Origin of the sequence: Streptomyces xylophagus (assembly GCF_000716435.1) — a bacterium.
Taxonomy (GTDB): Bacteria; Actinomycetota; Actinomycetes; order Streptomycetales; family Streptomycetaceae; genus Streptomyces; species Streptomyces xylophagus.
Genome location: NZ_JNWO01000007.1, coordinates 164,627 through 181,226 on the forward strand (window position 1 = coordinate 164,627; position 16,600 = coordinate 181,226).

General features: G+C 70.1%; 15 protein-coding genes and 1 pseudogene. 11 read left to right on the forward strand and 5 right to left on the reverse strand.

The window, feature by feature from the left end; genetic code table 11:
* The first annotated feature begins 56 nt into the window (after positions 1-56).
* Positions 57-914, forward strand: coding sequence for an AAA family ATPase (locus OO70_RS15775; protein ID WP_043672504.1), 858 nt, complete (start codon positions 57-59; stop codon positions 912-914).
* Positions 911-2,266 (forward strand): vWA domain-containing protein, encoded by a 1,356-nt coding sequence (locus OO70_RS15780; RefSeq protein WP_043670451.1) that lies wholly within the window; start codon positions 911-913, stop codon positions 2,264-2,266. The genes OO70_RS15775 and OO70_RS15780 overlap by 4 nt, the downstream gene beginning before the upstream one ends.
* Before the next feature lie 25 nt (positions 2,267-2,291).
* Here the strand turns inward: OO70_RS15780 and OO70_RS15785 are convergent, their stop codons facing one another.
* Positions 2,292-2,996 carry an SDR family oxidoreductase gene (locus tag OO70_RS15785; RefSeq protein WP_043670454.1) on the reverse strand — a complete coding sequence of 235 codons (705 nt, stop codon included), beginning with the start codon at positions 2,994-2,996 and terminating at the stop codon, positions 2,292-2,294.
* Positions 2,997-3,171: 175 nt separating this feature from the next.
* On the opposite strand from OO70_RS15785, the gene OO70_RS15790 reads away from it, so the two are divergent.
* A complete protein-coding gene (locus OO70_RS15790; protein WP_043672506.1) occupies positions 3,172-4,131 on the forward strand; it encodes a D-cysteine desulfhydrase family protein in 960 nt (319 codons plus the stop codon).
* A gap of 50 nt (positions 4,132-4,181) precedes the next feature.
* Here OO70_RS15790 and OO70_RS15795 read toward each other — a convergent pair whose 3' ends face one another.
* The 4 genes from OO70_RS15795 to OO70_RS15810 all read right to left on the reverse strand — a co-directional run bounded on the left by OO70_RS15795 (position 4,182) and on the right by OO70_RS15810 (position 7,747).
* Positions 4,182-4,541 carry a cupin domain-containing protein gene (locus OO70_RS15795; RefSeq protein ID WP_043672507.1) on the reverse strand — a complete coding sequence of 120 codons (360 nt, stop codon included), beginning with the start codon at positions 4,539-4,541 and terminating at the stop codon, positions 4,182-4,184.
* Between the two features lie 168 nt (positions 4,542-4,709).
* Positions 4,710-5,687 carry a pyridoxal-phosphate dependent enzyme gene (locus tag OO70_RS15800; RefSeq protein WP_043670456.1) on the reverse strand — a complete coding sequence of 326 codons (978 nt, stop codon included), beginning with the start codon at positions 5,685-5,687 and terminating at the stop codon, positions 4,710-4,712.
* Positions 5,684-6,391 carry a helix-turn-helix transcriptional regulator gene (locus tag OO70_RS15805; protein ID WP_043670458.1) on the reverse strand — a complete coding sequence of 236 codons (708 nt, stop codon included), beginning with the start codon at positions 6,389-6,391 and terminating at the stop codon, positions 5,684-5,686. The genes OO70_RS15800 and OO70_RS15805 overlap by 4 nt, the downstream gene beginning before the upstream one ends.
* A 324-nt stretch (positions 6,392-6,715) precedes the next feature.
* Positions 6,716-7,747: a LacI family DNA-binding transcriptional regulator gene (locus OO70_RS15810; RefSeq protein WP_043670462.1), complete on the reverse strand. Its 1,032-nt coding sequence runs from the start codon at positions 7,745-7,747 to the stop codon at positions 6,716-6,718.
* A 327-nt stretch (positions 7,748-8,074) separates the two neighbouring features.
* On the opposite strand from OO70_RS15810, the gene OO70_RS15815 reads away from it, so the two are divergent.
* From OO70_RS15815 to iolD, 8 genes and pseudogenes are all read left to right on the forward strand, one after another.
* Positions 8,075-9,094 carry a sugar ABC transporter substrate-binding protein gene (locus tag OO70_RS15815; protein ID WP_043670466.1) on the forward strand — a complete coding sequence of 340 codons (1,020 nt, stop codon included), beginning with the start codon at positions 8,075-8,077 and terminating at the stop codon, positions 9,092-9,094.
* Positions 9,094-10,116: an ABC transporter permease gene (locus OO70_RS15820; RefSeq protein ID WP_051741265.1), complete on the forward strand. Its 1,023-nt coding sequence runs from the start codon at positions 9,094-9,096 to the stop codon at positions 10,114-10,116. Before OO70_RS15815 ends, OO70_RS15820 begins: the two co-directional genes overlap by 1 nt.
* Positions 10,074-10,943, forward strand: a complete 870-nt coding sequence (locus OO70_RS15825) for an ATP-binding cassette domain-containing protein (protein WP_043670470.1) — start codon at positions 10,074-10,076, stop codon at positions 10,941-10,943. The genes OO70_RS15820 and OO70_RS15825 overlap by 43 nt, the downstream gene beginning before the upstream one ends.
* Before the next feature lie 118 nt (positions 10,944-11,061).
* Positions 11,062-11,913, forward strand: a complete 852-nt coding sequence (locus OO70_RS15830; protein ID WP_043670473.1) for a sugar phosphate isomerase/epimerase family protein — start codon at positions 11,062-11,064, stop codon at positions 11,911-11,913.
* A gap of 90 nt (positions 11,914-12,003) precedes the next feature.
* Positions 12,004-12,976: pseudogene (gene iolC / locus OO70_RS15835) on the forward strand (5-dehydro-2-deoxygluconokinase).
* Between the two features lie 4 nt (positions 12,977-12,980).
* Positions 12,981-13,853 (forward strand): Cgl0159 family (beta/alpha)8-fold protein, encoded by an 873-nt coding sequence (locus OO70_RS15840; RefSeq protein ID WP_043670476.1) that lies wholly within the window; start codon positions 12,981-12,983, stop codon positions 13,851-13,853.
* Positions 13,850-14,725 (forward strand): 5-deoxy-glucuronate isomerase, encoded by an 876-nt coding sequence (gene iolB, locus OO70_RS15845; RefSeq protein WP_043670479.1) that lies wholly within the window; start codon positions 13,850-13,852, stop codon positions 14,723-14,725. Before OO70_RS15840 ends, iolB begins: the two co-directional genes overlap by 4 nt.
* Positions 14,722-16,599, forward strand: coding sequence for a 3D-(3,5/4)-trihydroxycyclohexane-1,2-dione acylhydrolase (decyclizing) (iolD, locus tag OO70_RS15850; RefSeq protein ID WP_043670482.1), 1,878 nt, complete (start codon positions 14,722-14,724; stop codon positions 16,597-16,599). Before iolB ends, iolD begins: the two co-directional genes overlap by 4 nt.
* The last annotated feature ends 1 nt before the right edge of the window (position 16,600 follow it).

The following is a 16,600-nucleotide window of genomic DNA, read 5'->3' on the forward strand; positions in this document are numbered from 1 at the left end:
AAGCGCTTAGATATGTTGCTGCGCCGATGCACTACCCGCGAACCGCCGGAGGCCCCGTGTTCCGTTCCGTCGACGAAGTCGCCGCCCGCCTCGCCGAGGCCGGCTATCTGGCCTCGCCCGCCGTCGCCACGACCGTCTTCCTCGCCGACCGCCTCGGCAAGCCGCTCCTCGTCGAGGGCCCGGCCGGTGTCGGCAAGACGGAACTGGCCAAGGCCGTCGCCGAGGTCGCCGGGGCCCGGCTGGTCCGGCTCCAGTGCTACGAGGGCGTCGACGAGTCCCGGGCCCTGTACGAGTGGAACCACGCCAAGCAGCTGCTGCGCATCAGCGCCGGCCGCGACGAGAGCTGGGACGAGACCCGCACCGACATCTTCAGCGAGGAGTTCCTGCTCCCCCGCCCGCTGCTGACGGCGATCCGCGGCGACGACCCGAAGGTCCTGCTGATCGACGAGACCGACAAGGCGGACGTCGAGGTGGAGGGCCTGCTGCTGGAAATACTCAGCGACTTCCAGGTCACCGTCCCGGAGTTGGGCACGATCACCGCGACCCGCCGCCCCTTCGTGGTCCTCACCTCGAACGCGAGCCGCGAACTGTCCGAGGCCCTGCGCCGCCGCTGCCTGTTCCTCCATATCGGCTTCCCCGACGAGGAGTTGGAGCGCCGGATCGTACGGCTCAAGGTGCCGGGGCTCAGCCAGGCGCTGGCCGAGTCGGTAGTCCGGGTGGTCGGGGCGCTGCGCGAGATGGAGCTGCGGAAGGTGCCGTCGGTGGCCGAGACCATCGACTGGGCCCGCACCCTGCTGGCGCTCGGCGCCGACACCCTCGACGAGACGGTCGTACGGGACACCCTCGGCGTACTCCTCAAGCACCAGGACGACATCCTCAGGGCGGCGGCCAAGCTCGACCTGGACGCCGTGTGACCGCCGTCGGTGTCGCCGAGCGACTCACCGGCCTCGTCGGGGCGCTGCGCGCGCACGGTCTGCGGATCGGCACCGGTGAGACCGTGGACGCGGCGCAGGCCATGGAGGCGCTCGGGTTCGCGGACCGTGAGCTGTTGCGCGAGGGGCTGGCCGCGACGCTGCTGCACGGCACGGCCCAACGCCCGGTGTTCGACCCGGTCTTCGACCTCTACTTCCCGCGCGGTGTCGGAGCACCGCAGGGCCAGCCCACCAACCGCGAGGACCTCCGCGACCGGCTGGCGGCGGCGCTGACCGCCAACGACCGGGCGCAGATGGGGCAGTTGGCGGCGGAGGCCGTCGACGGTTTCGGCGGCTACGGCAACTCCCCCACGTCGGACGGCTGGTCGTCACACCAGACCCTGGAGTGGCTGCGACCGCAGACGCTGCTGGCCCGGGTGCGGACGAGCATCCGCGCGCAGGGCGGGAACGCCGGGTTCACCGACCGGCTGCTCGAGGACGAGATCCGGCAGCGCATCGAGGGCTTCCGGCGGCAGGTCGCCGCGGAGGCGCGACGCCGGGTCGCCGAGCGGCGCGGCCGGGACGAGATCGCCCGGCGGGCGGTGGCGCCGACGGCGGACCGCGTCGACTTCCTGTTCGCCGGACGCGCCCAACTGGCCGAGTTGCGGAGGGCAGTTCAGCCTCTCGCCCGGAAGCTGGCCACCCGCCTCGCCGCACGTCGGCGCCGTGCGTCCCGGGGCACGATCGACCTCCGCCGCACCCTGCGCGGTTCGCTGTCCACGGGCGGGGTGCCGATGCGGCCGGTGCTGCGCCGGCGCCGGCCGGTCCGGCCCGAACTGGTGCTGCTGTGCGATGTGTCGGGCTCGGTGTCGGGCTTCTCCGACTTCACGATGCTGCTGGTGCAGGCGCTGCACGACCAGTTCAGCAAGGTGCGTGTGTTCGCCTTCGTCAACCGCCTCGACGAGGTGACCCCGCTGCTCACGCACGGCACGGCCGACCCCGAGGGCCTCGGCACCCGGATCCGCGACGAGGCCACCCTCACCGGCTGGCACGGGAGCAGCGACTACGGCGTCGCCCTGGGCGAGTTCGCGGAGCGTTACGGCGACGCGGTCGGCCCGCGTACGACCGTGTTCGTGCTCGGTGACGCCCGCACCAACATGAGCGACCCGAATCTCCCTGCCGTCCGGCACATCGCCCAACGGGCCCGCCGCGTCTACTGGTTGAACCCCGAGCAGCGCTCCCAATGGGGCACGGGCGACTCGGCCGCACCCGATTACGCGGAGCTGGTCGAGATGCACGAGTGCCGGAACGCGCAGCAACTCAGCGCGCTGGTCGGCCGGTTGCTGCCGATCTGACGGGGCCCGTCCGGCGCATCGGGCCTCAGGCCGCCGTCAACTGCGGGTACAGCGCGCCGCCTTCGGCGGAGAGGCCTGCCTTCACCTGCCGGGTCAGGTCGTCGGCCAGTACCTCGAAGGCGCCGGACTCGATGCCGTCGAGGGCCTGTGCCGCCACGCTCTCGGGAGTGGACTTGGGCGCGTCGACTTGCGCGGCCATGTCCGTGTCGACGTAGCCGACGTGCAGTCCGGTGACGTCGATGCCGCGCGGCTTCAGGTCCAGGCGCAGGGAGTTGGTCTGGGACCAGAGGGCCGCCTTGGAGGCGCTGTAGGAGCCCAGGACGCCGAGCCAGGACAGGACCGAGTGGACGTTGAGGATGTGGCCGCCGCCGTTGCGCTCGATGATCGGCACGAATGCGCGGGTGACGAGCAGGGGGCCGTAGAAGTTGGTCTCGAACTCGCGGCGGACGTCCTCGACGGGTGAGTCCAGGAAGTTCGCGTTCACGGCCGCGCCCGCGTTGTTGATCACGATCGTGACGTCCTGCGCCTGTTCGGCCGCCGCGGCGACGGACGCGGGGTCGCTGACCTCCAGCGCCAGCGGTACCGCGTCGGGGTGGGTGACGGTCTTCGGGTCGCGGGCGGTGGCGTACACCTTCTTGGCGCCGCGCTCGTACAGGGCTGTCACCAGTGCGCGGCCGATGCCACGGCTGCCGCCGGTGACGAGGACGACGGAACCTTCGATGTTCGTCATGGAGAACTCCCGAGGTGGGGGATGCCGTAGGACACCCGGAACAAGATGGAAACCGATCGGTTTCCTCGCACGTCGACCACAGTAAACCGATCGGTTTCCACGGGCAACCCCGCGGGCAGTTTCGCGAACCCACCCGCAGCCGGGCCGACGGCCGGAGCGCGCGATGATGTACGGCATGAGCGACCCCCGCGTGGACCTGGCCACCTTCCCCACCCCCGTCGAGCCGGCGCCCCGCCTGGCCGCCGCGATCGGGCTCGGACCGGACGACCTGTGGATCAAGCGCGACGATCTGACCGGTCTCGGAGGCGGCGGCAACAAGATCCGCAAGCTGGAGTGGACCGTGGGCGCGGCGCTCGCCGAGGGCGCGGACACCCTCGTCACCACGGGCGCCCCGCAGAGCAACCACGCCCGCCTGACGGCCGCCGCCGGAGCCCGGCTGGGCCTGGACGTGGTGCTGGTGCTGCGCGGATCGCCGGGTGTGTCGCGCTCGGGGAACCTCGCCCTAGACGGGCTGTTCGGCGCCCGGATCGCCTGGGCGGGCGACGTCGACCAGGCCGGGCTGGACCGAGCGGCTGCCGAGGTGTGCGAGCAGCTGCGCAAGGGAGGTGCCGAGCCCGCGCTGATCCCGTTCGGCGGTTCCAGCGCGCTCGGCGCACGCGGTTATGCGCGCTGCGGCGAGGAGTTGCGCCGGCAGCTCCCCGATCTCCGTACCGCGGTCGTCGCGCTCGGTTCGGGCGGCACGATGGCGGGGCTGGTGGTCTCGCTCGGGACCGAAGCGGTACTCGGGGTCGACGTCGGCGCGCTGCCCGAACCGGCCGCCGCCGTAAGCGAGTTCGCCGGGCTGACCTCACCGGAAGGACTGCGGGTACGACGCGATCAGATCGGCAGCGGCTACGCCACGCTCACCGCACCCACCGCCAACGCCCTCACCCTCGCCGCCCGCACCGCCGGGCTCGTCCTCGACCCGACGTACACGGGACGGGCCATGGCCGGTCTGATCGCGGCCGTCCGGGACGGTGACATCAGGCCGGGCGAGCGGACCGTGTTCGTGCACACGGGCGGGCTGCCCGGCCTGTTCGGACACGCGGAGGCTGTCACGTACGCCGAGGGGCAGGTCGTCGCGTACCAGGAATGACGTACGCGCCCGGCGGGTGTGGTGCCGCAAGGCGCGTACATGCAAGTCGGCTACGGAGCCTTCGCGTAGTCCTTGGCCATGGCGCCCGCGAAGTCGTACACGATCACCTGTTCGTCGCCGACGACCCACGCGTCGTGTCCTGGCGAGCACACGAAGACGTCGCCCGGGCCCACTTCGCTCTCGCCGCCATCGTCCATGCGGAGGTGCATGCGTCCCTGGACGACATAACCGTTGTGGTGGATCTCGCAACTCTTGGTTCCCGCGATCGGTGCCACGGACTCGGACCAGCGCCAGCCCGGTTCGAAGGTGCCCACGGCGAAGTCGAGTCCGCTGAGGTGGACGGCTTCGAGGTGGCCGCGGGGGAAGTCACGTCGCTCGTCCGGCTTCTCGACCGTCTTCACTTCCAGCATGACGGCTGCCTCCATTCCGGCCGCGCACAGCACGGCCGGGGCCGGTCTCCGTCTCCCGGCATCCTTGAACGGCACCGGCGCTCCGGCGGGGGCCGCGCCCCACCACTCCATCGTCTTCCTGTCCACCCGGGAGCGCCATTCGGGGGGACGCCGGCGTGGGCGCCGTAGTCACGAACCCTTCGCGCACAACAGGGCGAACCGCTCGCTGTCGATGTTGCCGCCCGAGACGATCATCCCCACCCGGCCCGACAGCGGGCCCGCGCGCCCCGCGAGCAGCGCGGCCAACGGGGTGGCGCCACTGGGCTCGACGACGATCTTCAGCCGCTCGAAGGCGAACCGCATCGCGTCCTTGATCTCCTCGTCGCCGACGAGCGCGATCTCGTCGACCAGCCGTCGGTTCACGGAGAAGGTCAGCTCGCCGGGGATGTCGGCGGCCTGCCCGTCGGCGATGGTGCGCGGCACGGGGATGGACACACGCCGGCCCGCTTCCAGGGACCGTTTGGTGTCGTCGCCGGCCTCCGGTTCGACGCCGATCACGCGGGTGCCCGGGTTCAGTCCCTTGACGGCGGTGGCCGTCCCGGCGATCAGTCCGCCGCCGCCCACGGGCGTCAGCACGGCGTCCAACTCCCCCACTTCCTCGACGAGTTCGAGTGCCGCCGTGCCCTGTCCCGCCATGACGTGCGGATGCTCGTAGGGCGGGATGAGACTGAGCCCGCGCTCGGCGGCCAGGGCCTCCCCGATGGCCACCCGGTCGCCGTGGTAGCGGTCGTACGTGACGATCTCGGCGCCGTACCCCGCAGTCGCGGCCAGCTTCGAGGCGGGAGTGTCCTCGGGCATGACGATCACCGCGGTGGTGCCGAGTTCGCGGGCGGCGAGGGCGACGGCCTGGGCGTGGTTGCCAGACGAGTAGGCGGCGATGCCCCGGGCCAGTTGCTCCGGCGTGAGCCGGGAGGCCGCGTTGTAGGCGCCGCGGAACTTGAAGGCGCCGATCCGCTGGAAGTTCTCGCACTTCAGGAACACCTCGGCGCCGACGAGTTCGTCGAGGGTGCGGGAGCGCAGCACCGGGGTGCGGTGGGCGACGCCCTTGATCTGCGCGGCGGCGTCACGGACGTCGTCGAGGGTGATGGGCGGGGTGGTGGTCGTCACTCGGCTCCTCCATCGGAAGCGGGATCGGAAGGGGCGGGGGTGCCGGTCGCGGCCCGCGCCTGGGAGAGGTAGCTGTAGGCGGAGGCACGGGAGATGCCGAGCCGGACGGCGACCTGCTCGATCGCCCGGCGCACGGCGAAGACCCCGTGCTCGTCGAGACTGCGGAACAGCTCCAGCCGCTGGGCGCGGTCGAGTTGGACCCAGGTCCTGCTGCGCCGCAGCTGATGGGCGTCGACGATGGCCTCGACGACGGAGTCGATGTCGTTGCCGAAGGTGGTGGTGGCCGACGCCTCGCTCGCACCGCCCCCGCCGATGCCGGCCAGCAGTGCCTGCGCCTGCTGTACGGCGGTGACGTCGACGTTGACGCAGAGCGCACCGAACACCGCGCCCGTGGAGTCGCGCAGCACCATCGTGGACGACTTGAGCAGTTGGCCGCCCTTGGTCCGGGTCAGGTAGTTCAGCTCGTCGGCGGCCTCGTCCCCGCGCGCCAGCACCCGTAGCCCGATCTCGCTCATCGCCCCGCCCACCGAGCGCCCGGTCAGGGCTCCGGCGACGGCGACCACGGACTTCTCCGGGTGCCGGTAGTCGTGCAGCACCACCTCGCACACCGGGCCGAACGTCGCCGCGATCCCGTCGACGACGGGCCTCAACGCGCCGATGAGCGCGTCCCGTTCGGCGTCCAGGGCCGGATTGCCGTGCGCCATTCCCACCTCGCCGACTCAGACTGTACGTCCAAGCACTATACCCACAGTCCAGAATCCAGTCACTCGTCAACGCTCGGGCAACGCCCCGCAGAGTCGCGCCGGGAAGCCTTTGAGCCCGGCGAAGACCGACCACCGCCATGGCCCGGCCCGGCGCCCACCACGGCGACCCGGCCGCTGATCTCGCGGCCCCAGGGTCAGCCGTACAGGGAAAGCCATGGCGGGTGCGTCAAAAACGCGGCTGTCGGCGCGGCAGATGCCGACCGCGTCGACAGCCGGCAACACAGCACCCCGCGAGGCCGAAGGCCCTCCGGCGACGCGTGATGCTCAGCGCGGCCCGGCTATGGTGCGCCGCACGACGAGGTGCGGGGCGAGGACGACCTCGCGGGGCTCGGTACGACCCTCGTCGAGGCGTTCCACGGCGGCGGCCACCGCGTAGCGCGCCTGCGCCTCGGCCCCCTGGCTGACCGTGGTCAGGTCGAAGCAGCTCAGGCGGGAGAGTCTGTCGTCGTCGTATCCCGCGACGGACACCTCGCCGGGGACGGAGACACCGGCACGGGCCAGGCCGGCCAGGACGCCGATCGCGCTCTGGTCGTTGAACGCGACCACCGCGGTGGGCAGTTCGCCCGCGTCGAGGAGGTGGCGGGCGGCACGCTCGCCGGCCGCCTCGGTGTTGTCGCCGCGCAGCACCTTGATGTGCGCGTCCAGACCGTGGCGCCGCATGGCGGTGCGGTATCCGCGGCGCCGGTCGGTGGCGATCACGCCCTTGCCGCCGTCGACGTACGTGATCTCGCGGTGTCCGAGCGCCACCAGCCGGTCGACGATCTGCCCCACGCCGTCGTCGTCCGCGGTGCGCACCACGTCCAGTTGGCCTTCCTCGATCCGCCGGCCCACAACGATGACGGGGGCTTTGCCGTCGAGCGCGGCGAGCGTGTCGACGGGGGCGGTCGGACCGAGCAGGATCAGCGCCTCGCTGCGGAAGGCCAGCAGTGTCTCGACGGCGGTGCGCTCGTCACGGGTGCGGGTCTGGGTGCTCAGGACGAGGTCGTAGCCGACCTCCTCGGCAGCCGAGTGCAGGTACTCGACCAGGTCCGCGTGGAAGGGGCTGTGGACGTCGACCATGACGCCGAGCATCCGTGTGCGCCTGCTGGCCAGCAGGCTGGCGGTGCGGTCCACCTGGTAGCCGAGGTCGGCGGCAGCCTTGAGGACTCGCTGCCGGGTGCGTTCGCTGGGGCCCGCCACACCGCGCAGCACGAGGGACACGGACGCGGTGGAGACACCCACGCGTGCGGCCACGTCCTCGAGTCGTGGGCGCTTCTTCGCGGCTGCCCGGCGACGTTCCGCCCCGACGTCCTCCACTTGTGCCTCCCGGCCGCAATCTTCTCGCGCAACGCCCTTGACACGCTCTTGAAACGAGTCGATAGTACCAGGAATTAAAGCGCTTTAAATTGTCCTGATGTTCCAACGAAGGTCGTTGGTGCATCGCCCGCGATCGGCGGGGACACCCGCTCACCGTCGACGCCGCCCACAAGGCGGACCAAGCGGTCGCGGCCGGCACATCCGGCCGCCACAGCTCCCTGTGAGCCGACTCCGATCCTCCGTCCAGACCCCGGCACCGGCCCATCAAGCAGCCGCGGACCCACCGCCCTGCTACCTCTTTCAGTCGCACAGCGAGGTGCACGAACCATGAGCCGTACATCCCTTCCCCGCTCCCGCAGAGTCCTCCCCGTCGTGGCCGCCGCCACCGTGGCCGCCCTCGCTCTCGCGGGCTGCTCCAGCAACTCCGGCGGCAAGAAGTCCGAGGAGTCGACCGGCAACGCCTCGGCGGGCAAGGCCACCACTCCGCGCATGACGATCGCGATGGTCACCCACGCGCCCTCCGGCGACACCTTCTGGGACACCATCCGCAAGGGCGCCGAGGCCGCCGCAGCCAAGGACAACGTCAAGCTCATCTACTCGAACGACGAGACGGCCGCCGACCAGGCCAACCTGGTGCAGAACGCGATCGACCAGAAGGTCGACGGCATCGCCGTCACCCTCGCCAAGCCCGACGCCATGAAGGCCGTCGTCGCCAAGGCCGAGCAGGCCGGCATCCCGGTCGTCGGCTTCAACGCCGGCCTGAGCGAGTGGAAGAAGCAGGGCCTGCTGTCCTTCTTCGGCCAGGACGAGTCCGTCTCCGGCCAGGCGCTCGGCACCAAGCTCAACTCCACCGGTGTCAAGCACACGTTGTGCGTGATCCAGGCCCAGGGCGACGTCAACCTCGAGCAGCGCTGCGCCGGCGTGAAGAAGACCTTCAGCGGCAAGACCGACATCCTCTACGTCAACGGCACGGACATGCCGTCGGTGAAGTCGACGATCACCGCCAAGCTCACCCAGGACAAGTCGATCGACGACGTGGTCACCCTCGGCGCCCCCTTCGCGCTGACGGCCGTGCAGTCGGTGTCGGACGCGGGCAGCAAGGCGAAGGTCGCCACCTTCGACCTCAACAAGGACCTCATCTCGGCCATCGAGAAGGGCACCATCCAGTTCGCAGTCGACCAACAGCCCTACCTCCAGGGCTACTTGGCGGTCGACTCCCTGTGGCTGTACAAGACGAACGGCAACTACAGCGGCGGCGGTGAGCAGCCCGTCCTGACCGGTCCCGCCTTCGTCGACAAGACCAACGTCGACACCGTCGCCAAGTTCGCCGCGAAGGGCACCCGGTGATGAGCACGACCCAGCACGCCGAGCCGGCGGTGACCTCACCGCCGGCCTCCGGCCCGCAGGAGACCGACGGCCGGACCGTTGAACGGCCCCTGGCGATACGGCTGTTGGCGCGTCCCGAGATAGGCGTCTTCCTCGGCGCCGCCGCCGTGTTCGTGTTCTTCCTGATCACGGCCCCGCCGGTGCGGGACGGCGCCTCGATGGCGAACATCCTGTACCAGTCGTCGACGATCGGCATCATGGCGCTGCCGGTCGCCCTGCTGATGATCGGCGGGGAGTTCGACCTCTCCGCCGGTGTCGCGGTCATCACGTCGGCACTGAGCGCGAGCATGCTCAGCTACCAACTGACCATGAACGTATGGGTCGGTGTGATCGTCGCCCTGGCGGTGTCCCTGGGCATCGGATTCCTCAACGGCTGGCTCCTGGTCAAGACCGGCCTGCCCAGCTTCCTCATCACCCTGGGCACCTTCCTGATCCTCCAGGGCGTCAACCTCGCGGTGACGAAGCTGGTCACCGGGAACGTCGCCACCGACGACATCAGCACTATGGACGGGTTCAGCCAGGCCAAGAAGGTCTTCGCGTCCTCGTTCGAGGTCGGCGGCGTGGAAGTCAAGATCACCGTGGTGTGGTGGCTGGTCTTCGCGGCCATCGCCACCTGGGTCCTGCTGCGCACCAAGTACGGCAACTGGATCTTCGCGGTCGGCGGCAACAAGGAATCCGCCCGCGCCGTCGGTGTCCCGGTGAACTTCACCAAGATCTCCCTGTTCATGCTGGTCGGTTTCGGTGCCTGGTTCATCGGCATGCACCAGCTGTTCTCCTTCAACACCGTGCAGTCGGGTGAGGGAGTGGGACAGGAACTGATCTATATCGCGGCGGCCGTCATCGGCGGCTGTCTGCTGACCGGCGGCGCGGGCTCGGCGATCGGTCCCGTCTTCGGCGCGTTCATGTTCGGCATGGTGCAGCAGGGCATCGTCTACGCCGGCTGGAACCCCGACTGGTTCAAGGCGTTCACGGCGCCCCGGTAGTTGAGCTGCAGAACACCGGCAAGTCCTACGGCAATGTCCGCGCCCTGCACGGCGTCGACCTCGCCGTCCGCCCCGGCCAGGTCACCTGCGTCCTCGGCGACAACGGCGCCGGCAAGTCGACCCTGATCAAAATCATCTCAGGCCTGCACCAGCACACCGAGGGCGAATTCCTCGTCGACGGCGAGCCCGTGCACTTCACCACCCCGCGTCAGGCGTTGGACCGCGGTATCGCGACGGTCTACCAGGACCTGGCCGTCGTGCCGTTGATGCCGGTGTGGCGCAACTTCTTCCTCGGCTCGGAGATGACCAAGGGCCCCTGGCCCGTGCGCCGTCTCGACATCGAGAAGATGAAGAAGACCGCCGACGAGGAACTGCGCAACATGGGCATCGTCCTGGACAACCTCGACCAGCCCATCGGCACCCTCTCCGGCGGCCAGCGCCAGTGCGTCGCCATCGCCCGCGCCGTCTACTTCGGCGCCCGGGTGCTGATCCTGGACGAGCCGACCGCCGCCCTCGGTGTCAAGCAGTCCGGTGTGGTGCTCAAGTACGTGGCCGCGGCCCGCGAACGCGGCCTCGGCGTCATCTTCATCACCCACAACCCCCACCACGCCTACATGGTCGGCGACCACTTCAGCGTCCTGCGCCTGGGCACCATGGAACTCTCCGCAGAACGCAGCGAGATCACCCTCGAAGAGCTGACCAACCACATGGCCGGCGGCACCGAACTCGCCGCACTCAAGCACGAGTTGTCCCAGGTCCGCGGCGTCGACGTCAACGAGCTGCCGGAGGACGAGGACGTCACGGCTTCGGCCGGAGCGGCCGACTGACGGCCAGGCCAGGACAACTGCCCTACCCCGCGCGGGAGGACGGGTTCACCGGACGCGCCCCGCACGCCAACTCCCTCTCCCCGCACCCCCGCTCCCCTATACCCGAAGGCATTCCCTCATGAAGATCGCCCTCGACCCGTACATGATCCGTCATGTCCCACTGCTCGAACTGCCCGGTGTGGTGGCCGAGTTGGGCTACGAGTGGATCGAGCTGTCGCCCCGCGAGGACTTCATCCCGTTCTTCCGGCACCCCCGCGTGGACGACGCCACCGTGCGCAAGTTCCGCAAGGCGCTGGACGCGGCCGGCGTCGGGATCTCCTCCCTGCTGCCGCTGTTCCGCTGGTCCGGCCCCGACGAGGACGCCCGGCAGGCCGCCGTGCGCTACTGGAAGCGGTCGATCCAGATCGCCTCCGAGTTGGGCGTGGACAGCATGATCTCCGAGTTCAACGGCCGGCCCGAGGAAGCGGACCGCAGCGAGGCCCAGTTCTGGAACTCGATGGACGAACTGCTCCCGCTCTTCGAGCGTGAGGGCATCAAACTCGCCCTGGAACCCCACCCGGACGACTTCATCGAGAACGGCTACGACGCGGTCAACCTGATCCGGGGTATCAACCACCCCAACGTCAGCTTCCTCTACTGCGCCCCGCACACCTTCCACATCGGGAACGACGCCCCCGGCATCGTCAAGTACGCGGGCGACCTGCTCACCCACGTCCACCTCGCCGACGCCTTCGACCACACCGCGTCCTCCGGCAACCGGTACATCCTCAACCCGCCGGGCACCACCGCGCGCATCCATCAGCACCTCGACATCGGCGAGGGCGAGGTCGACTTCGACGAGCTGTTCCGGGAGCTCCGTGCGAACGGCTTCGACGGCACCCTGACGGCCTGCGTGTTCGCCTGGGAGGAACGGGCCAAGGAGTCGTCCGTCTTCATGCGCGAGAAGATCGCCGGATATCTCGCCGCCTGACAGCGGCAGCCCCTCCGCACGACAGTCGAGCGCGGAGAATCACACCCTCTCTTTAAAGCGCTTTAAGACCATCGAAAGGAAACCGATCCGATGCCGTTGGAAGTGCTGACCATGGGCCGTGTCGGGGTGGACGTGTATCCGCTCCAGACCGGCGTGGGCCTGGCCGAGGTCACCACGTTCGGCAAGTACCTCGGCGGCAGCCCCACCAACGTCGCCGTCGCCGCCGCCCGGTACGGGCACTCCTCGGCCGTGGTCACCAAGACGGGCCGCGACCCGTTCGGCGACTTCGTCCGTACCGCGCTGGCGGGCTACGGCGTCGACACCCGGTACGTCGGACATCGCGCCGACCCCGGTGACGTTCTGCGAGATCTTCCCGCCGGACGACTTCCCGCTCTACTTCTACCGGCTGCCCAAGGCTCCCGACCTGGACCTGCGTCCGGAGGAGCTGGACCTGGACGCCGTACGCGAGGCCGCGATCCTGTGGGTCACCGGCACCGGGCTGAGCGAGGAACCGAGCCGCTCGGCCACGCTCGCGGCGCTCGCGCACCGGGCGAAGTCGGGGACGACGGTGTTCGACCTGGACTGGCGGCCCATGTTCTGGAAGGACGCCGGTCAGGCGCGTTCGTACTACGCCGAGGCCCTGCGCCACACCACGGTGGCCGTCGGCAACCTCGACGAGTGCGAGGTGGCGACGGGCGAGCGCGAGCCGTACGCCGCCGCGAAGGCACTGCTCGCCGCCGGGGTGGAGCTGGCCGTGGTGAAGCAGGGGCCGAAGGGTGTCCTGGCCGTCGACCGCACGGGGTCGGCGGTGGAGATACCGCCGGTCCCGGTGGAGGTGGTCAACGGACTCGGCGCCGGTGACGCGTTCGGCGGCGCGCTCTGCCACGGTCTGCTGTCCGGCTGGGACACCCGCCGCACGGTCGCCTTCGCCAACGCGGCCGGGGCCGTCGTCGCGGGCCGGCTCTCCTGCTCCGACGCGATGCCCACCGAGGCCGAGGTCGACGCCAAGCTCCGCGAGGCGTCCCTCGCCGCCACCTCCCCCACCATCGAACGAAGGGCGTGACGACGTGCTGTCCGACAACGTGAGCCGGATCGTGTCCGCCCGGGTGGGCGACCCCGGTGCCGTCGCGGTCGCCGCCGCGCGCCGGGTCAAGGCCACCTCGCCGCTCGGCGAACACGGCCGGGCGATGATCATCGCGGCGGACCATCCCGCACGCGGCGCCAACGGCGTCGGCGCGAACCCCCACGCGATGGCCGACCGCTTCGAACTCCTCGACCGCCTGTGCACCGCGCTCGAACGGCCCGGTGTCACCGGGGTATTGGCCACCGCCGACATCCTGGAGGACCTGCTGCTGCTCGGCGTCCTGGACGGCAAGAGCGTCTTCGGTTCCATGAACCGGGCCGGGCTCGCGGGTTCCGCCTTCGAGATCGACGACCGCTTCACCGGGTACGACGCCGAGACGATCGCCGCGATGGGCTTCGACGGCGGCAAGATGCTCACCCGTATAGCCCTCGACGACCCGGCGACCCCCTCCGTCCTGGAGAACACCGCCCGCGCCGTCAACGAGCTGAACGACCGTCAACTCATCGCCATGGTGGAGCCGTTCCTCTCCTCCTGGCAGGACGGGAGGATACGCAACGACCTCTCGACGGACGCCGTGGTCAAGTCGATCACCATCGCTTCGGGCCTGGGCCGCCGCAGCGCCTACACCTGGCTGAAGCTCCCGGTCGTGGACGGCATGGAACGCGTCCTGGCCTCCTCAACCCTCCCCGCGCTCCTCCTCGGCGGCGAGGTCAAGGACGCCGAAGCGGCCTTCGCCTCCTGGGGCAAGGCCCTCCAACTCCCCACCGCACAGGGCCTGGTGGTCGGCCGCTCCCTGCTCTACCCGTCGAACGGTGATGTCGCCGGCGCGGTCGACAAGGCGGTGAGCCTGCTGTGAGCGACACGAGCAAGTACCACCTGCCCAGCGGGACTTCGGCCGACGGCCCCTACGACCTCCTGGTCACGCCCGAGTCGGCGGGCTGGGGATACTCCGGCCTCAGGATCCTGACCCTGAAGCCGGGCGAGGCACACGCCCTGTCCACCGGGGATTCCGAGTTCCTGGTCCTGCCGCTGACGGGTTCCTGCACCGTCACCACGGACGGCACGGCCTTCGAACTCACCGGCCGGACAGGCGTGTTCGCCTCCGCCACCGACTTCGCCTACCTCCCCCGCGAGTCGGAGGCCCTGATCAGCAGTGCGGACGGCGGGACGTTCGCACTGCCCAACGCCCGTACCGAGCGGAGCTCACTCTCCGCTCGGTACGGGTCCCAGAAGAACGTGCCCGTCGAGCTGCGCGGCGCGGGAGCATGCTCCCGCCAGGTCAACAACTACTGCCTGCCGGGCACCTTCGACGCCGAGCAACTGCTGGTGTGCGAGGTCCTCACCCCCGGCGGCAACTGGTCCTCCTACCCGCCGCACAAGCACGACGAAGCTCGGCCGGGAGTCGAGTCCGAGCTTGAGGAGATCTACTACTTCGAGGTCGCAGGCGACGGCTTCGGTTACCAGCGGGTCTACGGCACTCCCGAGCGGCCCATCGAGGTGCTGGCCGAGGTCCGCTCCGGCGACACCGTGCTGATCCCGCACGGCTGGCACGGCCCGTCGATCGCGGCGCCCGGCTACGACCTCTACTACCTCAACGTCATGGCAGGACCGGGCCAGGACCGCGCCTGGCTGATCTGCGACGACCCCGCCCACGGATGTGTGCGGGAGACCTGGCGGTCCCAGGACGTCGACGACCGCCTGCCCTTCGAAGGACTCACGCAGCGATGACCACCGTACGACTCACCACCGCTCAGGCCCTGGTCCGCTTCCTCGCCCACCAGTACAGCGAGCGCGACGGCCAGGAGCAGCGGCTGATCCCCGGAGTCTGGGGCATCTTCGGACACGGCAACGTGGCCGGCATCGGCCAGGCGCTGCTCCAGGCCGCCGTCACCCAAGAGGCCGACCTGCCCTACTACTTGGCCCGCAACGAACAGGGCATGGTCCACGCGTCGGTGGCCTACGCGAAGATGCGCGACCGGCTGGCCACCTTCGCCTGCACCGCCTCCACCGGCCCCGGCTCCACCAACATGATCACCGGCGCGGCCCTCGCGACGACCAACCGCATACCGGTCCTGCTACTGCCCAGCGACATGTTCGCCACCCGCGCCGCCGATCCCGTCCTCCAGCAACTGGAGGACACCCGGGGCGGGGACGTCACGGTCAACGACGCGTTCCGGGCCGTATCGAAGTACTTCGACCGGATCTCCCGGCCCGAACAGCTGATCCCCGCCGCGCTGGCCGCGATGCGGGTGCTGACCGACCCGGTGGAGACCGGCGCCGTGACCCTCACCCTGCCGCAGGACGTACAGGCGGAGGCGTACGACTGGCCGGTCGCCTTCTTCCGGCGCCGGGTCTGGCACGTGGGCCGCCCGGTGCCGGAGCCGGCCGCCGTGGAGCGGGCCGCACGGCTGCTGCGCAAGGCACGCAAGCCGCTGATCGTCGCGGGCGGCGGTGCCGTGTACTCCGGCGCCGAGACCCAGCTCCGAGCCTTCGCCGAGGCCACCGGCATCCCGGTCGCCGACACCCACGCCGGCAAGGGCGCGGTCCCCTGGGACCACCCCTGCGCGGTCGGCGGCATCGGCTCGACCGGCTCGTACGCGGCCGACGAACTGGCGAAGGAAGCCGATGTCGTCCTCGGTATCGGCACCCGCTACAGCGACTTCACCACCGCGAGCCACACCGTCTTCGCCAACCCGGACGTCTCCTTCGTCAACCTCAACGTGGCCCGCCTGGACGCGGTCAAGCACTCCGCGGAACCCCTGGTGGCCGACGCCCGGCTCGGCATCGAGGCCCTAGCCGAAGCACTGACCGACTGGGAGGTCACCCCGGAGTACCGTGCGCGAACCCGCCAACTCATCGCCCGTACAAGGGAGATCGAGGACGGCTGCTTCACGGTGGGCCACGGCCCACTGCCCGCACAGACGGAGATCCTGGGCGCCCTCAACGACGTGCTCGGCGACCGTGACGTCGTCATCAACGCAGCCGGATCCATGCCCGGCGATCTCCAACAGCTGTGGCGGGCAAGGGATCCGAAGGCCTACCACGTCGAGTACGCGTACTCCTGCATGGGCTACGAGATCGCCGCCGGCGTCGGCGTCAAGATGGCCGATCCCTCGCGCGAGGTCGTCGTACTCGTCGGCGACGGCTCGTATCTGATGATGGCTCAGGAGATCGTGACCATGGTCTCCGAAGGCCTGAAGGTCATCCTGGTCCTCGTCCAGAACCACGGATTCGCCTCCATCGGCGCCCTGTCCGAGTCGCTCGGCTCCCAGCGGTTCGGCACCAAGTACCGCTACCGCAACGGCACTTCGGGCCAGCTCGACGGAGACGTCCTCCCCGTCGACCTCGCCGCCAACGCCTCGTCCCTGGGCGCGGACGTCCTGCAGGCCGCCTCCGTCGACGAGTTCCGTACGGCGATGGAGAAGGCAAAGGCCGCGAGCCGCACCACCGTCGTCCACGTCGAGACCGACCTGTACGGGCCCAACCCGCCCGCGCACGGCTGGTGGGACGTACCCGTCAGCCAGGTCTCCGCCCTGGAGTCCACCCGTAGCGCGTACGAGACGTACGCCGCCCACAAGCACGCCCAGCGCCACTACCTGTAAG

Coding starts and splice junctions, on each gene's coding strand:
- OO70_RS15785 (WP_043670454.1), bottom strand. CDS start 2,996: ATGACGAACATCGAAGGTTCCGTCGTCCTCGTCACCGGCGGCAGCCGT.
- OO70_RS15790 (WP_043672506.1), top strand. CDS start 3,172: ATGAGCGACCCCCGCGTGGACCTGGCCACCTTCCCCACCCCCGTCGAG.
- OO70_RS15795 (WP_043672507.1), bottom strand. CDS start 4,541: ATGCTGGAAGTGAAGACGGTCGAGAAGCCGGACGAGCGACGTGACTTC.
- OO70_RS15805 (WP_043670458.1), bottom strand. CDS start 6,391: ATGGCGCACGGCAATCCGGCCCTGGACGCCGAACGGGACGCGCTCATC.
- OO70_RS15815 (WP_043670466.1), top strand. CDS start 8,075: ATGAGCCGTACATCCCTTCCCCGCTCCCGCAGAGTCCTCCCCGTCGTG.
- OO70_RS15820 (WP_051741265.1), top strand. CDS start 9,094: ATGAGCACGACCCAGCACGCCGAGCCGGCGGTGACCTCACCGCCGGCC.
- OO70_RS15830 (WP_043670473.1), top strand. CDS start 11,062: ATGAAGATCGCCCTCGACCCGTACATGATCCGTCATGTCCCACTGCTC.
- iolD (WP_043670482.1), top strand. CDS start 14,722: ATGACCACCGTACGACTCACCACCGCTCAGGCCCTGGTCCGCTTCCTC.